The sequence below is a fragment of the Amycolatopsis sp. WAC 04169 genome, from assembly GCF_003947535.1.
Classification (GTDB): domain Bacteria; phylum Actinomycetota; class Actinomycetes; order Mycobacteriales; family Pseudonocardiaceae; genus Amycolatopsis; species Amycolatopsis keratiniphila.
The window spans coordinates 243,141-262,089 of record NZ_QHJI01000007.1 but is presented as its reverse complement, the minus strand read 5'-3'; the positions used below and the strand labels follow the sequence as shown (position 1 = coordinate 262,089).

General features: G+C 71.7%; 11 protein-coding genes. 5 read left to right on the top strand and 6 right to left on the bottom strand.

Annotated elements, in window-relative coordinates; translation table 11 throughout:
• Nucleotides 1–36 precede the first annotated feature (36 nt).
• The 5 genes from DMC61_RS20500 to DMC61_RS20480 are packed head-to-tail and all read left to right on the top strand — an operon-like array spanning nucleotide 37 to nucleotide 14,107.
• Nucleotides 37–1,017 carry an iron chelate uptake ABC transporter family permease subunit gene (locus DMC61_RS20500; protein ID WP_125690952.1) on the top strand — a complete coding sequence of 327 codons (981 nt, stop codon included), beginning with the start codon at nucleotides 37–39 and terminating at the stop codon, nucleotides 1,015–1,017.
• Nucleotides 1,014–1,790 carry an ABC transporter ATP-binding protein gene (locus tag DMC61_RS20495; protein WP_125690654.1) on the top strand — a complete coding sequence of 259 codons (777 nt, stop codon included), beginning with the start codon at nucleotides 1,014–1,016 and terminating at the stop codon, nucleotides 1,788–1,790. The genes DMC61_RS20500 and DMC61_RS20495 overlap by 4 nt, the downstream gene beginning before the upstream one ends.
• Nucleotides 1,784–11,689, top strand: coding sequence for a non-ribosomal peptide synthetase (locus DMC61_RS20490; protein ID WP_125690653.1), 9,906 nt, complete (start codon nucleotides 1,784–1,786; stop codon nucleotides 11,687–11,689). The genes DMC61_RS20495 and DMC61_RS20490 overlap by 7 nt, the downstream gene beginning before the upstream one ends.
• Nucleotides 11,686–13,083, top strand: a complete 1,398-nt coding sequence (locus DMC61_RS20485) for a DHA2 family efflux MFS transporter permease subunit (protein WP_125690652.1) — start codon at nucleotides 11,686–11,688, stop codon at nucleotides 13,081–13,083. Before DMC61_RS20490 ends, DMC61_RS20485 begins: the two co-directional genes overlap by 4 nt.
• A complete protein-coding gene (locus tag DMC61_RS20480; RefSeq protein WP_125690651.1) occupies nucleotides 13,070–14,107 on the top strand; it encodes a 3-deoxy-7-phosphoheptulonate synthase in 1,038 nt (345 codons plus the stop codon). The genes DMC61_RS20485 and DMC61_RS20480 overlap by 14 nt, the downstream gene beginning before the upstream one ends.
• Before the next feature lie 106 nt (nucleotides 14,108–14,213).
• On the opposite strand, the gene DMC61_RS20475 is transcribed toward DMC61_RS20480, so the two are convergent.
• The 6 genes from DMC61_RS20475 to DMC61_RS20450 form a co-directional block, all read right to left on the bottom strand.
• Nucleotides 14,214–14,645 carry an SRPBCC family protein gene (locus DMC61_RS20475; protein WP_125690650.1) on the bottom strand — a complete coding sequence of 144 codons (432 nt, stop codon included), beginning with the start codon at nucleotides 14,643–14,645 and terminating at the stop codon, nucleotides 14,214–14,216.
• A gap of 108 nt (nucleotides 14,646–14,753) precedes the next feature.
• Nucleotides 14,754–15,377 carry a hypothetical protein gene (locus DMC61_RS20470; protein ID WP_125690649.1) on the bottom strand — a complete coding sequence of 208 codons (624 nt, stop codon included), beginning with the start codon at nucleotides 15,375–15,377 and terminating at the stop codon, nucleotides 14,754–14,756.
• Nucleotides 15,378–15,520: 143 nt separating this feature from the next.
• Nucleotides 15,521–16,060 carry a hypothetical protein gene (locus DMC61_RS20465; RefSeq protein WP_125690648.1) on the bottom strand — a complete coding sequence of 180 codons (540 nt, stop codon included), beginning with the start codon at nucleotides 16,058–16,060 and terminating at the stop codon, nucleotides 15,521–15,523.
• An 82-nt stretch (nucleotides 16,061–16,142) separates the two neighbouring features.
• A complete protein-coding gene (locus DMC61_RS20460) occupies nucleotides 16,143–16,799 on the bottom strand; it encodes a response regulator transcription factor (protein ID WP_125690647.1) in 657 nt (218 codons plus the stop codon).
• Nucleotides 16,778–17,848: a histidine kinase gene (locus tag DMC61_RS20455; protein ID WP_125690646.1), complete on the bottom strand. Its 1,071-nt coding sequence runs from the start codon at nucleotides 17,846–17,848 to the stop codon at nucleotides 16,778–16,780. The genes DMC61_RS20460 and DMC61_RS20455 overlap by 22 nt, the downstream gene beginning before the upstream one ends.
• Nucleotides 17,841–18,944: a sensor histidine kinase gene (locus DMC61_RS20450; protein ID WP_125690645.1), complete on the bottom strand. Its 1,104-nt coding sequence runs from the start codon at nucleotides 18,942–18,944 to the stop codon at nucleotides 17,841–17,843. Before DMC61_RS20450 ends, DMC61_RS20455 begins: the two co-directional genes overlap by 8 nt.
• Nucleotides 18,945–18,949 lie beyond the last annotated feature (5 nt).

Sequence of the window (18,949 nt, the reverse complement as noted above, 5' to 3'; positions counted from 1 at the left end):
ACCCTCGTCCTGCGGCGCGGGCGGTTCTCCGCCCGGATGGAACGCCGCACCCTTGTCTTCCTCGTGGCGATGCTGGTGGTCATCGCCGGTCTGACGCTGCTCGGGCTCTGCTACGGCGCGGCGTGGGCGAGCCCCGCCCGGGTGTTCGCCGCGCTCACCGGATCCGGTGGCGGGCCGGGCGTGGTCATCCGCGAATGGCGGCTGCCCCGGGTACTGGCCGGGCTGGTGTTCGGTGCCGCGCTCGGCCTGGCGGGCGCGATCTTCCAGAACGTCACCCGCAACCCGCTCGGCAGCCCGGACGTGATCGGTCTCGACGCCGGCGCGTACACCGGCGCGCTGTTCGCGATCACCGTCCTCTCGGGGACGTCGACGCAGCTGACCATCGGTTCGGTGCTCGGCGGCGTGATCACGGCGGCCGTCGTCTACGCCTTGTCGCTCGGCGGCGGACTGTCCGGGCTGCGGCTGGTCGTCATCGGGATCGCGATCAACGCGATGCTGACCGCACTCAACTCGTGGATCGTGCTGCGCGCGGAACTCGAGATCGCGATCGCGGCCGTCGGCTGGAACGCCGGTTCCCTCAACGGGGTCGGCTGGGACGACGTCGCCATCCCGTTCGGGGTGCTCGCGGTGCTGTTCGTCGTGCTGTTCACCAGGGCACCCGCGCTGCACCAGGCCGCGCTCGGCGGCGCACTGGCGGTCACCACCGGTGTCCGCTGGGACCGCCTGCGGCTGGTCCTGGTGCTGATCGGGGTCGGCTGCACGGCCACGGTGACCGCCGTGGCGGGCCCGATCGCGTTCATCGCGCTGGCGGCACCGCAGATCGGGCGGCGGCTCGCCCGCACGCCCGGTATCGCCCTTTTGCCCGCCGCCCTCACCGGCGCCGTGCTGCTGACCAGTGCCGACCTGGCCGCCCAGATGTTGCTCGCGCCGGAATCGCTGCCGGTCGGTGTGGTCAGCACCGTGATCGGCGGCGGCTACCTGATCTGGCTGCTCACCAAGGAGGTTCGGCGCACATGAGTGCCCGCTTGACCGCTCGGGACCTGACCCTGCGCTACGGCGACCGGGTCGTGTCGACCCGGCTGAGCCTCGACGTGCCCGACCGCGCGTTCACCGCCGTCGTCGGACCGAACGCGTGCGGCAAGTCCACCTTGCTGCGCGCGTTCGTCCGGCTGCTGCGTCCGGCGGACGGCGAGGTCCTGCTCGACGGCAAGGACGTGGGCTCCTTCCCCGGCAAGGGTTTGGCGCGGGAGCTCGGGTTCCTGCCGCAGGATCCGGTCGCCCCGGAGGACGTCCGCGTCCGGCAGCTGATCGCGCGCGGCCGGTTCCCGCACCAGTCGTTGTTCGCCACCTGGTCCGAAGAGGACGAACGCGCGGTGCTCGACGCGATGACCGCGGCCGGGGTGGCGGGGCTGGCCGACCGGCCGGTGCAGGAGCTTTCCGGCGGACAGCGTCAGCGCGTGTGGGTGGCGCTGGTGCTGGCGCAGAAGACGCCGTACCTGCTGCTCGACGAACCGACGTCCTTTTTGGACATCGCGCACCAGTACCAGTTGCTGGGTCTGCTGGCGCGCCTGCGTGACGAGGGCCGCACGGTGATCGCCGTCCTGCACGACATCAACCAGGCCTGCCGGTACGCCGATCACCTCGTCGCACTGCGGGACGGCCGGATCGTCGCCGAGGGCGCGCCGTCCGACATCGTCGACGCGGAATTGATGAAGGAGGTCTTCGATCTCCCCAGTGTCGTCGTGCCCGACCCGGTGACCGGAACCCCGATGGTGGTGCCTTCATGCTGAACTTGACCGGTGCCCAGCTGGGGATCTGGACCGCGCAGCGCCTCGAACCCGATTCTCCTTACTACGTCGTCGGTGATGTCATCGAGATCGTCGGTGACGACCCGGTCGACGTCGTCGCGCTCACCGAAGCGATCCGGGCGACCGCTGAGGAGGCGGACAGCCTGCGGCTGCGGGTGTTCGAGACGCCGGACGGTCCGCGTCAGGTCGTGTCGGAGGAAGCGCTGCCGTTGCCGCAGGTGGTGGACCTGCGCGGTGAGGCCGATCCGGTCGCCGCCGCGCACGAGCGCGTGGACGCCGAACGCCGCCGGGTCGCCGAAGCCTGCCGCGGGATGGTGGACCGGCCGCTGTTCGCCCATCTCGTGCTGCGGCTGTCCGAGTCGCACGTGTGGTTCACCCAGCTCGGGCACCACCTGGTGTTCGACGGTTACACCGCGGCGATGCTCGCGCGCCGGACGGCGGCCCGCTACACCGCGTCGGTGCGGGGTAAGGAAGTCCCGGCCTCGACGTTCGCCCGGTTCGCCGACCTCGTCGAGGCCGACCGCGCCTACCGCGAGAGCGAACGGTTCGCCCAGGATCGCGAGTACTGGCGGGAGCGGTTCACGCCGTTGCCGGATCTCGACGACGCCGGCGGCGCGTCAGGGCCGCCCGAGCAGACTGTCACCGCCCGGTCGATCTTGCCCGCTTCCGATCTGGCCCGGCTTCGTGAACTGGGCAAACGTGCCGGGACGACGTGGGGTGACGCGCTGATCGCCTGCTACGCCGCGTTCCTGCACCGCGTGCTCGGCTGGACCGACGTCGTGTTCGCGATGCCGTTGATGTGCCGCGAAGGTGCGGCGCTGCGGACCCCGGCGATGGCGGTCAACGTGCTGCCGTTGCGGGTCACGGTGCTCCCGGAGGATTCGGCGGCCGAGCTGACCGCGCGGGTCGCGGGCGCGCTGAAGGAGATGCGCACGTATCAGCGGTATCGCGGGGAAGACCTGCCGCAGGATCTCGCGGTGCCCGGCGCCGGGGCGCTGCTGCACGGCCGCGGCATCAATCTCAAGGCGTTCGATCTGAAGCTCGACTTCGCGTGCTCGCACGGCACGATGCGCAACGTCGCGGGCGGGCCGCCCGAGGACATGGGGCTGTCGGTGCTGCCGACCTCGGACGGCGGGCTGCTGCTCGGGTTCGAGGTCGACGCGCGGACGCACGACCAGGCCGCCGTCGACGCCAAGCTGACCGCGTTGCGCTGTCTGATCACCGCGCTGACCGAACCGGACGGCCCGGCGGTCGCCGGAGCGGATCTGGTCCCGGCCGGGGAGCGGGACACGCTGCTGGAGGCGTGGTCGACACCCGCCCCGGAGAGCGAACTCCTTGACGTATCCGAACTTCTCGACCGGTTGGATCCCGGCCAGACCGCCTTGGTCTTCGGCGACGAACGGCTGACCGCGGGCGAACTCGTCACGCGGGTCCACCGCCTCGCCCGGGCACTGCGGGCTCGCGGTGTCGGAGCGGACGACGTCGTCGCGCTGGCCCTGCCGCGGTCCGCCGATCTCGTCGTCGCCCTGCTCGCGGTGCTCGACGCCGGGGCCGCCTTCTTGCCGCTGGATCTGGCGCATCCCGTCGAGCGCCTGCGGGAACTCGCCGCCGAAGCCGGCGCGGTGCTCACGGTGGCCCACGATCCGGGAATCGTGCCGGGGCCGCACCTGCTGCTCGATGAAACCGATCTGTCCACTCTGGACACTTCGCCGCTGCGGATTCCCCGCCATCCGGAACATCTGGCCTATGTCATCTTCACCTCCGGCTCGACCGGGCGGCCCAAGGGCGTCCTCGGCCGGGTCGGCGGGCTCGCGACGCTGCTGCGCCACCACCGCGCGACCACCGTCGCCGAGACCGAGCGCGCCGCGGGCAGGCGGCTGCGCGTCGCGCACACTTACTCGTTCGCCTTCGACTCCGCGCTCGACCAGTTGATGTGGCTGCTGTTCGGGCACGAACTCCACGTCTACGGCACCGACGTCGCGCGGGACGCCGAGGAACTGCTGGCCGCGTTCGCCCGCGACCGGATCGACGTCGTCGACACCACGCCGTCGATGGCCGCGCCGCTCGTCGACGCCGGGCTGCTTGACGGTCCAGACGCGCCCGCGCTGCTCGTCCTCGGTGGCGAGGCGACTCCGCCCGCGCTGTGGCGCCGCGTCGCCGAGTCCGGTGTCCGCGCCCGCAACATGTACGGCCCGACCGAGGCCACTGTGGACGGTGCCGGATCCTGGCTGGACGACGGGGAACCGACCATCGGCACCGCGGTGCCGGGTACGGCGGTCCGGGTGCTCGACGCCGCGCTGCGGCCCGCGCCCGCCGGAACGCCGGGAGAGCTCTACCTGGCGGGGCCGCATCTGGCGCGTGGTTATCTCGGACGTCCCGGCGCGACCGCCGAACGATTCGTCGCCGATCCGTTCGGCGCGCCCGGTGACCGGATGTACCGCACCGGGGACCTCGTCCGCTGGGTGCCCGGCCGTGGGCTGGAGTACCTGGGCCGCCGCGACGGCCAGGTGAAGGTGCGCGGTCACCGCGTCGAACTCGGTGAGGTCGAGGCCGCGCTGGCCGCCGTTCCGGGCGTGCGCACGGCCGCCGCCGCGGTGCGCGGGCCCAGGCTCGTCGGTTACGTCGTCGGCGAGGTCGTGCCGGACGAGGTCCGCGCGGAACTCGCCGGGCGGGTGCCGGAGCATCTCGTGCCCGCCGCGGTCGTCGTTCTCGACTCGCTTCCGTTGACCCCCAACGGGAAGATCGATCGTCCGGCGCTGCCCGCCCCGCGCGCGGCGGCCGGACGCGTCGCGGCCACTGACCGCGAACGGCTGCTGTGCGCCACCATCGCCGAGGTGATCGGTGTCGACGAGGTCGCCGTCGACGACGACTTCTTCGCGCTGGGCGGTGACAGCATCACCGCGATCAGCGTCAGCAGCAGGCTGCGTGCGCACGGCCTCGACCTGCGCCCGCGTGATCTGCTGGCCCGCCGCAGCTTCGAGGCGCTGGCGGCGGCGAGCGTGGAGATCGGCGCCCCGGCCGCCCCGCAGGGCGAGCCGGTCGGCGTGGTGCCCGCCCCGCCGATCGCCCGCGCGCTGCTCGATCCGCATCCGGACGTCACGACGATTTCCGGGTACACCCAGTGGACCGCCGTCCGGCTCGACGAGGACCTCCCGCCCGCCCTGCTGACCGAGGGCGTGCAAACGCTGCTGGACCACCACGACGTCCTCCGTCTGCATTTAGAGGACGAAATGCGGGTCCGGGAACGCGGGGCGGTGCGGGCGTCCGACGTGGTCATCGAGACGACCGGTGAACCGGCCGAGGTCGCGGCGGAACTCGCTGAGTCCCTCGATCTCCGGGCCGGGGTGCTCAGGGTCGCGTTGCTGCCGGACCACCTCGTGATCGTGCTGCACCACTTGGCGGTCGACGGGGTTTCGTGGCGGGTGCTGCTGCCGGATCTGCGTGCAGCCTGTGCCGGTGAACCGCTCGAAGCGGTCGGGACTTCGTGGCGGCGGCACGCGCTTCTCCTTGCCGAGCAGGGCACTTCCGGTGCCCGGCGGGGCGAACTCGACCACTGGCGCGGCGCGCTCGGCGGTCCGCGTCTCGGTCACCGGCCGCTCGACCGGGCCACCGACACGGTCGCGACAGCGCGGCGGTCGGTCACCCTCGCCACCCCGGAGCAGACCGAAGCGGTGCTCACCGCGTTGCCCGCGGCCTACCGCGCGGGACCGGACGACGTGCTGCTCGCGGCGCTCGTGCTGGCACTGCGGTCTTGGCGTGATGTCCCGGTCGAGGCCGAAACCGTGTCGCTCGAAGGACACGGCCGGGACCACGACGGCCTGGATCTTTCGCGCACCGTCGGCTGGTTCACCGCCGAATATCCGTTGCGCATTCCCTCTGGCGTAGCGGATGCCGGAAGGCTGCTGCGAGCCGCCAAGGAAGCCAAACGCGCGGTCCCTGACAACGGTGTCGGCTTCGGTGTCCTGCGGTACCTCGACCCGCTCACCCGGGACGAATTGGCCGCCGTCCCGCCGCCGGACGTCGTGCTGAACTACCTCGGCCGGTTCGCGGCCCTGCCCGGAACCGGCTGGCGGCTGCCCGAGGAGGACCCGTTCGCGGTCACCGAACCGGACGCCAAGTCGCTGGAACAGGTGCTGGCGCTGAACTGCTTCGTCCGCGAGGAAGGCCGTCCCCGGCTCGCCGTCGAATGGACCGCGGCCGGTGCCGTCCTGTCCCAGGAAAGCGTTGCCGCGCTTCAAGAAGCGTGGTCACTCGCGCTGGAAGCGATGGCGGCGCACGCCGCCCGGATCGGCCCGGACGGCGGCGGGCTCACCCCGTCGGATCTCCCGCTGGTCAGCCTCGGCCAGGCCGACATCGACGCGCTCGAACGCCTCGGCCGGGTCGAGGACGTCCTGCCCGCGACCCCGCTGCAAACCGGGCTTTCGTTCCACACGCTGGCACGCGGCGCCGAAGACACCGACGTCTACGTGGTCCAGGCCGTCACCCTGCTCAGCGGCGCGCTCGACGCGGACCGCATGCGCGAGGCCGCGGCGGAAGTGCTTCGGCGGCATCCCGCGCTGCGCGTCCACCTGCACACCACCGACGCGGGCGAGGTCGTCCAGGTGGTGCCCGCCGAGGTCACGCTGGACTGGCGGTTCGCGAACGTCTCGCCGGACCGGGTCGAGGCCGAATGCCGCACCGAACTCGCCCGCCCCTTCGACCCGGCGACCCCGCCGCTGATCCGGTTCCTGCTGCTCACCCTCGGCCCGGACGAGCACCGCCTGGTGCTCACGAATCACCACGCGCTGCTCGACGGCTGGTCGATGCCGCTGGTCGGCCGCACCCTGCTGGCCACCTACGCCGAACTCGGCGGCGGCCCGGCGGCCCCGGTCGCGCCCCCGCTTTCGGAGTACCACCGGGTGCTCGGCGAACGCGACCCGGACGCCGCACTGGAAGCATGGCGCGAGGCACTGTCCGGATTGGACGAAGGAACGCGGCTCGCCCCGGCCAGCGTCGAGTCCACTGTAGAGCGTCCGGAACGCGTCACGGTGCAACTCGGCGGGGAGTTCAGCGAACGGCTGCGTGCTTTCGCCCGCGAACGCGGTATCACCCCGACGACGGTGTTCCAGACCGCCTGGGGAGCGTTGCTCGCCCGGCTGACCGGCCGCCGCGACGTGGTGTTCGGCTGCCCGGTCTCCGGCCGCCCCGCCGACGTCCCCGGTGTCGAGCGCATGATCGGCCAGCTGGGCAGCACGATCCCGGTGCGCGTGCGGTTCGACGCCGCCGACACCGCGTCCACCGTGCTGGAACGCGTGCACACCGAAAGCGTGCGGCTCACCGACCACCATCACGCCGGGCTGCCGGACATCCAGCGCGCGGCCGGGGTCGGCGACCTGTTCGACACGATGCTGGTGATGGAGAACTTCCCGCTCTCCAGCCGCGCCCGGACCACGCTGGCGCCGGGCCTCGACCTCGTCGGCGTCGACATCACCGACGCGACGCACTACCCGCTCACGGTGATCGTGCTGCCCGGCGACGAGTTCACGGTCGGCCTCGGCTATCAGCCCCAGGCGTTCACCCGCGAGGAGGCCGAGTCCTACGGCCGCTGGCTGCGGGCGATACTGCACGAGATCGTCGCCGACCCGGCGCGACCGGTCTCCCGGCTGCGGGCGCTCGGCGCCGAGGAGGAACGCGCGATGCTGCGTCTCGGTGAGGGTCCGGAACCGAAACGCGAACGCGGCGGCATGCTGGCGGAGTTCGGCCGCTGGGTCCGGGAGACGCCGGACGCAGAAGCCGTCGTGTGCCGCGACCGGAGCCTGACCTACGCCGAACTGGACCGCCGGGCCAACCGGCTCGCGCACACCCTGATCGACGCCGGGGTGAAACCGCAGGATCCGGTCGCGGTCCTGTTGCGCCGCGACGTCGACCTCGTGGTCGTGCTGTTCGGCGTGATCAAGGCCGGTGCGGTGCACGTGCCGATGGACCCGGACTACCCGGCCGACCGGCTGGCCTACATGCTGGACGACATCCGGCCCGCCGCCGTCGTGTCCACTTCGCACGTCGAAGGTCTTCCGGTGATCGACCCGGCCGAACTGTCCACTGAGGACTCGGACCCGGCAGTGCCCTCGTGCCCGGAGGCGATCGCCTACGTCATCTACACCTCGGGCACCACCGGCAAACCCAAGGGTGTGGCGGTGCCGCATCGCGGCGTGCCGAGCCTGATCGCGCTGCAGGAGGACATCGTCGGGATCGGGACCGCCGAGCGGTACCTGCATTTCGCCTCGACGAGTTTCGACGTCGCGTTCTGGCAGTTCATGCTGCCGTTGCTGTCCGGCGGCACGTCGGTGATCGCGCCGGAGGAGGTGCGGGTCTCCGGCGACGACCTTCTGGCGTACGCCGCCGAACACCGCGTCACCGGGCTCAACCTGTTGCCGTCGTTCCTGTCCGCGATGCCCGACGACGCGACCGTCGACCCGGACGTGTTCTTCGTCGTCGGCGCCGAACGGCTCGATCCGGAACTGGCGCGGCGCTGGGGGAACCGGCGGGCGCTGTTCAACGCCTACGGGCCGACCGAGGTCACCATCAACTCGGTCACCTGGCACTACGACCCGGCCGACCCCGGCCCGCTGCCGATCGGCCGTCCGGATCCGGAGGTCCGCGCGTACGTGCTGGACGGCGGTCTGCTCCCGGTCGGCACGAACGTCACCGGCGAGCTGTACCTGGCCGGGCCGAAGCTCGCACAGGGCTACGTCGGCCGGGCGGCGCTGACCGCGGAACGGTTCGTCGCCGATCCGTTCGGGCCGCCGGGGGAGCGGATGTACCGCACCGGTGACCTGGTCCGCTGGCGTCCGGACGGGCAGATCGTCTTCCTCGGCCGCGCCGACCACCAGGTCAAACTGCGCGGGTTCCGGATCGAACTCGGCGAGATCGAGACCGCGCTGACCGCGCACGACGACGTGCGTGCCGCCGCGGTGATCGTCCGCGAGGACCGGCTGGTCGCCTACGTCGTCCCCGTGGACGGCGCCGACCCCGATCCCGCCGCGCTGCGCGAGTACCTCGCTGCGGAACTGCCCGCGTACATGGTGCCGGCCGCGTTCGTACCGCTGGACCGGCTCCCGCTCGGCCCGAGCGGCAAACTGGACCGGGCCGCGCTGCCCGCGCCGGAAGCCCGCTCCGACGGCGGACGGGAACCCGCCACCCCGGCGGAAGCCGTGCTGCTGCGGGTGGTCCGCGAGCTGCTCGGTCCCGACGTCGGCCTCGACGACGGGTTCCTCGACGCGGGCGGCGACAGCATCGCCTCGCTGCGGGTGGTCTCCCGCGCCCGCCGCGAAGGGCTGCACCTGACCGCGCGCGACGTCCTCGAAGGCGGCACGGTCGCCGGGATCGCCGCGTGCTGCGGCGAACCCGAGCGGGCCGAGGAAGCCCACGCGGTCGGCGACGCCCCGCTCACGCCGATCATGCGGGATCTGCTGCGGCGCGCGGGAAAGGCGGCCGACGGGTTCTGCCAGTGGGTCGAGATCTGCGTGCCTTCGGCGGACGACGTCCCACGCTGGACCGCGGTGCTCGACGCCGTTCTCGCCCGCCACGACGTCCTGCGCGCACATCTGGTCGAGGACGCGCTGCGCGTCCCGGACGTCGGGGCCGTGACCGGTGCCGACGTGCTCACCGCCGTCCGCGTCTCCGGTGATCCTCGTGCGGCGCTCGACGCCCAGGTCGAGGAGATCGTCGCTCGGATGGACCCGCGCTCCGGACCGCTGGTGCGGGCGGTGCTGGCGGACGCCGGGGACCGGCCCGGACGGTTGCTGCTGGTGGCACACCACCTGGTCGCCGACGCGGTGACCTGGCGTGTCCTGCTCGACGACCTCGAACAGGCCTTCCACGGCCACACCCTGCACCGGCGCGGCCAGTCGTTCCTGGGCTGGGCGCGGTCGCTGCGCGCGGCCGCCCCGCATCGAGAGGACGAAATGCGGCACTGGGAGGGCGTCGCCGCCGCGCCGGTGAGCACGCTCGGCCGGAGCGAGCTCGATCCGGGGCGCGACACCGTGGCGACCGCACGGCATCACCGGATCGACCTCGGCGAGGCCACGACCCACGCCGTGCTCACCGCGCTGCCGACGGCTTACCGCACCGGTCCGGACACCGTGCTGCTGACCGCGCTGGCCCGTGCCGTCGCCGCCTGGCGCGGGACCGGAGCCGACCTGCTCGTCGCCGTCGAGAGCCACGGACGTCCGGGACACACCCCGGACTTCGCGGGCACGGTCGATCTGGCGCAGACCGCCGGCTGGTTCACCGCCGTGCATCCGGCGCGGATCGCGCCGCCGTCCGGGCCGTTTCCGGACGCGCTGCGCGCGGTGCGTGATCACCTGCGCGCGGCTGGAGACGGGCTCGGACACGGGATTCTCGAGGTCGACGGCCCTCGGCCGGAGGTGGCCTGGAACTACCTCGGCCGCTTCCCGGCGGCCCCGGTCGAGGAGACCTTGTGGCAGCGCCCGCCGGACGCGGATCCGCTCGGTTCGGGTGGCGGCGCGGAGATGCCGTTGCCGTACGCGCTGACGGTGAACGCGATGGTCCCCGACGGCGGCACGCTCGGTGTCCGCTTCACCTGGCCGTCCGCGCTGTTCACCGAGGACGAGATCACCGTGCTGGGCGAGCACTTCCGGCGTGAGCTGGACACTCTCGCCGCCGACGTGCCCGGGCCCGGCGAGATCCTGCCACTGACCCCGTTGCAGGAGGTGATCCTGCGCGAGTCCCAGGCGGCGGACGACGATCCGTATCGAGTGCAGGCGGCGTTCACGCTGACCGGCGACCTGGACGTCGACGCGCTGCGGAGGGCGGCGGACGCACTGGTGCGACGGCAGCCGAATCTGGGCGCGGTGTTCCCGCCGTCGCACGAGGTCCAGGTGATCCCCGCCGAGCCGCGGGCCGGTTTCCGCGTGCGCGACGTGTCCGAAGTGGACACGGCGTTGGACGAGGAACTGGCGGAACCGTTCGACCTGGCGCACGGTCCGCTGTGGCGGGTCACCGTCCTGAGGCACGGCAGTCACACGCTGGTGCTGACCAGCCATCATCTGCTGTCCGACGGCTGGTCCGCGCCGCGCATCCTCGGCGAGCTGTTCGCGCTGTACGCGGGAAAGCCATTGCCGGAGCCGGTGCCGCCGACGCGGTACACGCGACTGCTCGCCGCGGCCGGTCACTCGGCCGACGTCCGGGCGTGGCGCAGGGAACTGGACGGCCTTCCCGAAGGCGACCATCTGCCGCGTACCGGAGGCTCCGCCGATCCCGCTCTGTTCACTGTGGACGATCGGCTGGTCGCGGAACTGACCAAGCTGGGCGCGGAACGAGGGCTCACCGTCAACACCCTGCTGCAGGGTGCGTGGGCGGCCGTGCTCGCGACCCACGCCGGACGCCCCGATGTCAGCTTCGGGGTGATGACCTCGAATCGCACGTCCGATGTGGACGGTGTCGAGGACATCATCGGCCTGCTGGCGAACAGCGTCCCGGTCCGGGCCAGGTTCACCGGGACCGTCACCGAGGCGCTCGCCGATCTGCAGGCACGGCAGCAGGCGATGGCCGCGCACCACCGGATGGGCCTGCCGGAACTCGCGTCGCTGGCCGGGCGCGAGCGGCTGTTCGACAGCCTGCTCGTCTTCGAGAACTATCCGGTGGATCCGGCGAAGCTGCGCGAACCCGCGCCAGGCCTGACCGTCACCGGGACGCGGTTCCGCGAGCGCACGCATCACCCGGTGAGCGTCACGGTCGTCCCCGGCGAGCAAGGCTGGGAAGGCGTTCTGTACGCGAAGGAGACCGACGCCCGGTCGCTCGCCGACGACCTGGTCGGCCATCTCCGGAAGCTGCCGTCCTGGCTCGACGGCGACGCCGCCGGTTTCGTGGGGGAGCGGTGACCGCGCGCCCGATCGACGCCGCGCTGTGGCGCACGGCGGCCGTGCTGGTGCTCGGCACCTTCATGGCCACTTTGGACAGCACGATCGTCTCGGTCGGCGTCGACACCCTCGCCGACGAGTTCGGAGCGCCGGTCACCGGCGTCCACTGGGTGACGACGGCGTATCTGCTGGCCGTGGTCACCGCCGTGCCGGCGTCCGGCTGGCTCGCCGACCGGTTCGGCGGCCGCCGCGTCTGGCTCACCGCCGTCGTCGTGTTCCTGCTGGCGTCCTTGTTGTGCGCGCTGGCGCCGACACTGCCCGCGCTCATCGCGTTCCGTGTCCTGCAAGGGCTCGCGGGCGGTCTGCTCCCGCCGACCGGCCAGGCGTTGCTGGCGCGGGCCGCCGGACGCGACCGCATCGGCCGCGTGATCGCCGTCGTCGGTCTCGTCCCGCTCCTGTCGCCGGTGCTCGGCCCGCTGGCGAGCGGCACGATCCTCGCGGTCGCCGACTGGCCGTGGCTGTTCTACGTCAACCTCCCGATCGGTGTGGTGGCGGTGTTCCTGGCCCGGCGCTGGGTTCCCGAGAACGAACCCGGGGGCAAGGGCGAGCGCTTCGACTTCCGGGGCGCGCTGCTGCTCTCGCCGGGGCTGGCCGTCCTGGTCTTCGGGCTCACCTGGTTCGACCAGGGGACACCGATGGTCGCCGGGATCGCCGTCGCGCTCGGCGTCGTGATGCTGGTTGCGTTCGTCCGGCATGGTCTTCGGGCCGAAGCCCCGTTGCTGGATCCACGCTTGTTCACCAAGCCGCCGTTCGGGGTGGCCGCGCTGGCACTGGTGCTGCTCGGCGCGTCGGTGTTCGGCACGATGTTCCTGCTCCCGCTGTATCTCCAGCGCGGCCCTGGACTGTCCACTTGGGACACCGGCCTGCTGCTGGTGCCCCAGGGCATCGGCGCGGCGGCCGGTTCGGTACTGGTGAACCGGCTCGTCGACCGGATCTCGCCGCGCACGCTGGTGCTGAGCGGGATCGGGCTGGTCACCCTCGGCACCGCCCCGTTCACCCAGCTCGGCCCGGGTCTTCCGGACTGGGTGATCGTGGTTTCCCTGCTGCTGCGCGGTTTCGGCGCGGCGCTGATCGGCGCGCCGGTGATGACGATCGTCTACCGCCGCGTCGAACCCGCCCGGCTGCCCCGCGCGGCCGGGGCACTGAATCTGCTCAACACGCTCGGCGGCTCGATCGGCACCGCGGTGCTGGCCGTGGTGCTGCAGGCCCGGCTGGCCGTGCGCGGCGCGGATGTCGCGGCCGCCTTCGCCGACGCGTTCTGGTGTGTTCTCGGCCTCGCCGTCGTGGCGGTGGCCGGTGCGACGCGGCTGCCCCAGGCCGCCCCCGACAAGAAGAAAGGTCATGCGGATGCTTGACCAGTTGCCCAGCCCGGCCGAGGTGGCCACGAGCGGCTTCGTGCCGGAGGAGATCATCCGGCACCGCGAAACCGTCGCCGACGTGCTGGCTCGGCGCGACTCGCGGCTGCTCGTCGTCGTGGGCCCGTGTTCGGTGCACGACACCGACGGCGCGCTCGAGTACGCGCACCGGCTCGCGGAGGCGTCGCGCCGGTTCGCCGACGACCTCGTCGTGGTCCTGCGCGCCTACCTGGAGAAACCGCGGACGATCGCGGGCTGGACCGGCCTGGTGCCCGACCCCACCCTGGACGGCAAGGGCGATCTCGCTTCCGGCGTCCGGATCGGACGGCGGTTCCTGGACGACGCCGCCGCGACCGGGCTGCCGCTGGCGTACGAGTTCGTCGATCCGTTCCTGGCGCCGTATTTCGCGGACACCATCAGCTGGGGCGCGATCGGCGCGCGGACCGTCGCCAGCCAGCCGCACCGGCAGCTGGCGTCGTGGCTCCCGATGCCGGTGGGCATGAAGAACTGCGTGTCCGGGCGGCTGGACACCGCCGTCGACGCGGTCCGGTCGGCCGCGCTGCCCCACGTCTTCCCGGGCGCCGCCGCCGACGGACGGCCGCGGATCCAGCGCAGCTCCGGGAATCCGGACGCGCACCTCGTGCTGCGCGGGGGCCCGAAACCCAATCACCACGCCCACGCGGTCGCGGACGCCCTCGACGCGCTGACCGCCGCCGGCCTGCCGCACCGGCTCGTCGTCGACGCTTCGCACGGCAACAGCGGCAAGGACCACAACCGGCAGCCCGTCGTCGTCGCCGACCTGGCGGACCAGATCTCGGCGGGCAACGACGCACTGGCCGGCGTGATGATCGAGTCGTACCTCTCCGACGGCAGGCAGGACGTCGGTTCCGCACGCCCCCGGCCCGACCTGAGCATCACGGACGCCTGCCTGGGCTGGGACCGGACGGTCCCGCTCCTGGAGTCCCTCGCCTGCGCGAACGCGGTGCGACGCCTGAGCGGCCCCGTCGCGTCACCCCGCGCCTAGCCGTATCACGCGTGATTGAAGGCGGAACTCTCGTGATTGAAGGCGGAACGGCTCCAATCACGCGTGTTACGCCTTCAATCACGAGAGTTACGCCAAGGGGGACGGGTCACAGCGCTTCGAGGGCCGCCTTCATCGCCGGGACCAGCTCGTCGCCCATCTTCTCGAACTGCCGCTTGAGGAAGGGGTCCGCGAGTTTCGCCAGGCCGTGGAACTCGATGGTGGCGTGGTAGCTGACGGTCGTCGTGCCGTCCGCTTCGGAGATGGTCAGATCGTCGGTGGACGTCGCGGTCTTGTTGTTGCCGACGAACACGATCCTGTCCGGCTCCAGCCGGTCGAGCCGATAGGTGAGCTCCGTCTTCTTGCCGCGGAACTCCGACACGTTGTGCCACCGCGAGCCGACGGCGATGGGGCCGGTGTCGGTGCGGGTGCAGGACACGGTGCCGGGGTCCCAGGACTCGGCGTGCGCGAAGTCCCGCAGATAGCCGACGACGGTCTGGGCGGGGGTTCGGACGGTGATCGTCCGGTGCACGTGGACCATCACGACAACGCTACGCAGGAGAACCGGCTCCCGCAGCGTCAGCGAAGCGCGTGAAGGCCCCCTTCCCTCGGCTCAGCAGAGGGAAGGGGGCCTTCACGCGCGATCGGACTACTTCTTCCAGACGATCGGGTCGTCCTTGTACCCGTCGCCGTCGTTGAATTCCGCGCCGCCGACCTCGCCGCCGTCCCTGATGGCCTGCAGCTCACAGGTCTCGTAGGTCGCGCCGGCGGTCTTGAAGTCCCTCTTCGCCGACTCGGACTGGCAGGCGGTGGTCTCGCCGGTGATGATCACGCCGGTGCTCTTGTTGTCCGGGCCGACCGCGCGCATCCGCACCGTGCTGTAGCTGAGGTCCGTGCCGCCGACATTCTCCACCGTCATCCGGATGTACACCGGCGTCATGCCCTTGGCCTTCTCGCCGTAGGAGGCGAGGTCCTCCTTCGGGCCGAGTTCGATCGCCTTGACGGTGATCGCGATGGTGCCGCTCTTGTCGTTGCCGTACTTGAACGGGACGACGGCGCGCTCGCCGACCTTCAGCGCGGTGCCGGGCGCCGTGGCGTCCGCGTTCGAAACCGGGACCGTACCGCTGGTCGTGGGCGAGGACGCGGATGCCGACGTCGGCGCGGGCGACGGGGCGGGGGCGGGGCTGCCGCCCTTCTCTTCCCCGCCACAGGCGGAAAGCAGCAGCACAGCGGCGCAGCCGGTGGCGGACAGAGCGATACGGTCGAACTTCATGGATCTCCTCGGACTCCCCGCCGAACCCTGCTCCGGCGTTCTCGCCACGCACCGTAGTCGATGATGGAGTACATCTGTGTGGTCCATTCGCACCACCACGGGTAACGAATCGATTACGCTGTTCGGCTCAATGAGGGACGCGGTCACTTCTTCCAGGTGATGGGGTCGTCCTGGTAGTCGCCTTCCCGGAAGATCACGCCGCCGACCTCGCCGCCGTCCTTGACGCCTTCGGTCTTGCAGGTCTCGTAGGTCGCGCCCGCGGTGGTGAAGTTCTCCGGCGCCGACCCGCCTTTGCAGGCCGCGGTGCTGTTGGCCAGGATCACCTTGGTGCTCTTGCCGTTCGGGTCCACCGCGCGCACCGACACCGAAGTATCGGAGAGATCCGTGCCGCCGACGTTCTCGACCACCATCCGGACGTAGACCGGGAGCATGCCTTCGCCCTTGTTCTTGAACCCGGCGAGGTCTTCCTTCGGGCCGAGGTCGACCGACTTCACGGTGATCGCGATCGTGCCGGACTTGTTCGCGTCGCTGAACGGGACGACGGCGCGTTCGCCGACCTTCAACGTGCTGCCGGGCGCCATGGTGCCGTCGGCCCGGACGGTCTTGTCACCCTTCTCTTCCCCGCCGCAGGCGGAAAGCAGCAGTGCGGCGGCGCAGCAGGTGACGATCAGGGCGGACTTCATGGATCTCCTCGGACTCGTGACTCGTCACGCAACGTAGTCGCAGAATGAAGGCGTGAGAGTGGTCCGTTCGCACCACAACCGATCACAAATCGCTTACGCCGATCAGCCCGTCCTGGATCGCCCGTGCGACGAGCGCGGCCTTGGTCGGGGCCTCCCTGCCCATCTGGGCGTACTTCACCCGGATCCGCTCGAGATGCGAGTTCACCGTGTTCGGCGAGATCCCCAGCCGGTGCGCCACGAAGTCCTTCGACTCGGACTGGAACCACTCGATGAGCACCTCGGTCTCGCGCGCGGAGAGGGCGGGCCGCCGCTCGGAGCGGTCCCCGGCCATCGCGCCCGCCAGCGACGGCGGCGTGTACGACCGGTCGGCCGCCGCGGCGCGCACGGCTTCGAGGAGATGTTCCGCGCCCTCGGCCTTCGTCAGGTAGCTGAGCGCGCCGAGTTCGAGGCACTGCAGCACGGTCTCGTCGTCGGCCCGCATCGAGTAGACGACGACGCGGCGGCCCGCTTCGGTGAGCCGTCGCAGATCGCCCATCGCCGGCGTGGTGCTGTTGAGGTGCAGGTCGAGGATGACGACGTCGGCCTGCGCGCCCTCGCCGATCCACGCGGCGCGCACGTCCTCGCCCTCGGCCACGACGCTGACCGGCGGGGTGCCGCAGGACAGCCAGTGCACGACTCCGGCCCGTACGGCCGGATGATCGTCGACGACCACCGCGGTCAGTTCGGTCGCGAACGCCATTTCGCCTCCATCCACGATCGTTCTCCCAGTGCGTGCCATTCGACGTCGACGGCGCCCGATCCGTTCTCCGTCACACCCGGTTCACCGTCCGTGATCGCCGCGACACGGATCTCGTCGTCGGCGCGCAGGACGCTGACCCTGGCCTGCGACCGGGCGGCGACCAGCGCGGTCATCAGCGGACCGGTCAGTTCGCGGCGGACCGCGGTCGGGACCGGGGCCGGTTCGCCGCTGACCGCCAGCGTCACCGTCAGCCCCCGCCGCTCGGCGAGATCGACACAGGCCGAGACCTCGTGCAGAAGCGGGTCGGGGACGTCGTCGTTCTCCGCGAACAACCGCCGCAATTGCGTGGCCGCGAGCGCGCACCGCCGCCGGACCGCGTCGTCACGCGGGTCGAGGGTGCGGTCGGCCAGCCCGGCCAGCAGCGGCAAGGTGGCGCCGAGCTGTCCGGCGAACCGGTTCCGCTGGTCGGCCTCCCGTTCCTCGGCGAGCGCCTTGCGATGGGCTTGGCGGTCTCGTTCCGCGGAGGCTTCGGCGGCCTCACCCGCCCGCCGGTTGACCACCCTGATCAGCGCCAGCGTCGCGGCCTGGAAGGTGAGCACGCTGAGCGCGACGATCACCACGCTGCCGATCTCGCCGCGATCGGTGAGTTCCACGCCGAACTGCCGGACGACGGTGAGCGTCATCTGGAGGACGAGCGCGGCCATCGCGATCGCGGGGCGGTCCATCAGCAGGACCAGCAGATGCCAGCCCGCGAGACCGGACGCCCAGTTCTCGTCGCCGAAGAGCCGGTCCGGCGGTAGCGTCCAGACCGCGACCGTCGACGCGGCGAGCACCACCGCCGCCCCCGTGATCGCGACCGGCCAGGGGACCGGCTTCCAGCGCAGCACCCACCACGCCGCCACGACGAGCACACCGGCGAGGGCCGCGTACGCGACCCGGCCCGGGGTGTCGGTCAGCCGCGCCAGGCTCAGTCCGATCTGGATCGCCGCCGTCGCGAGCAGGACCGCGATCCGGCAGCCACCGAGGACGCGGTCCGCGGTCTCATTCATGCGGCCACACCAGTTCCACCGTGGTGCCCGCGCCGGGCGCGGAGGTCACCCCGGCCCGGCCGCCCGCCGCGGCCATGCGTTCGACGAGCGATTCCCGGATACCTCGACGCTGTGCCGGGATCTTCGCCGGATCGAATCCTCGGCCCTCGTCCCGCACGGTCACGCGTACGCCGTCTTCGACCGTCAGCCGGGCCTCGCGGACACCCGCGTGCCGGTCGACGTTCACCAGCGCCTCGCGCACCGCGCGGACCAGCGCGAGCGCCGCCGACGCCGGGATCGGCGCGACCGGCGACCAGTGCGTCTCGACCTTCACCGGGCTTTGCGCGAGCACGCCGCGCAACGACGTTTCGAGGTCGACCACACTGCCCGGACCGGATTCGCCGGTGAGGATCGCGAGATCGCGGCGGGCGTAGCCGGCGACCTCGGCCGGATCCGTCGTTTCCCCGCGCTGGGCCACGGTGAGAAAGGTGGCCGCGGCCGTGTCGTGCAGTACGGCCAGATACTCCCGTTCCCGCAATCGTCGTTCCACGGCAAGGGATTCCTCACGGGTAAGCCGGGCCCGGCGCTCACGGAGATGGTCGATCCGGCGCGTGGTCCGCGACAGCAGGAGGAAGGCGCCGCGGGCGAGGGTGGCTTCGATGAGCACTCGCAGGACCACCGAGAAGCCGTCCTCGAAGCCGAGCGGCACCACTTCGATCGCCAGCAGGCAGGCGATGGCGGGCACGGTGATCTTCGGCGGCCATTCCCATTGGAGGGTGATCGCGGTGAGGGTGAGCACGTTGAGCGCCCACTGGTTCAGCTCGCCCGCTTCGGGCGCGGTCAGGAACTGGGTGCCGCAGATCGCCCCGGCGCGCACCAAGGTCAGCGCGAACGCCAGCGGCCTGCCCCGGCCCGTCTTCCCGACGACGTACTCGGCCACGGCGGTGACCAAGGCCAGCGCCAGCAGACCGAAGGCGAGCGGGAGCGCGCCCGAAGGCGTGGCGAGCACGCCGAAAACGCTGATCACGAGCAGTCCGGCGCCCCTGGCCGGACCGGCGAACCGGCCGACCACCCGAGAGAACTCCGCTTCGACGGAGGTCTCACGATCGGACGGCACGGCAG

Excerpts from the sequence above, each read along its gene's own strand:
- DMC61_RS20500 (WP_125690952.1), top strand. The coding sequence starts at position 37 with ATGGAACGCCGCACCCTTGTCTTCCTCGTGGCGATGCTGGTGGTCATC.
- DMC61_RS20495 (WP_125690654.1), top strand. The coding sequence starts at position 1,014 with ATGAGTGCCCGCTTGACCGCTCGGGACCTGACCCTGCGCTACGGCGAC.
- DMC61_RS20490 (WP_125690653.1), top strand. The coding sequence starts at position 1,784 with ATGCTGAACTTGACCGGTGCCCAGCTGGGGATCTGGACCGCGCAGCGC.
- DMC61_RS20480 (WP_125690651.1), top strand. The coding sequence starts at position 13,070 with ATGCGGATGCTTGACCAGTTGCCCAGCCCGGCCGAGGTGGCCACGAGC.
- DMC61_RS20475 (WP_125690650.1), bottom strand. The coding sequence starts at position 14,645 with ATGGTCCACGTGCACCGGACGATCACCGTCCGAACCCCCGCCCAGACC.
- DMC61_RS20470 (WP_125690649.1), bottom strand. The coding sequence starts at position 15,377 with ATGAAGTTCGACCGTATCGCTCTGTCCGCCACCGGCTGCGCCGCTGTG.
- DMC61_RS20465 (WP_125690648.1), bottom strand. The coding sequence starts at position 16,060 with ATGAAGTCCGCCCTGATCGTCACCTGCTGCGCCGCCGCACTGCTGCTT.
- DMC61_RS20460 (WP_125690647.1), bottom strand. The coding sequence starts at position 16,799 with ATGGCGTTCGCGACCGAACTGACCGCGGTGGTCGTCGACGATCATCCG.
- DMC61_RS20455 (WP_125690646.1), bottom strand. The coding sequence starts at position 17,848 with ATGAATGAGACCGCGGACCGCGTCCTCGGTGGCTGCCGGATCGCGGTC.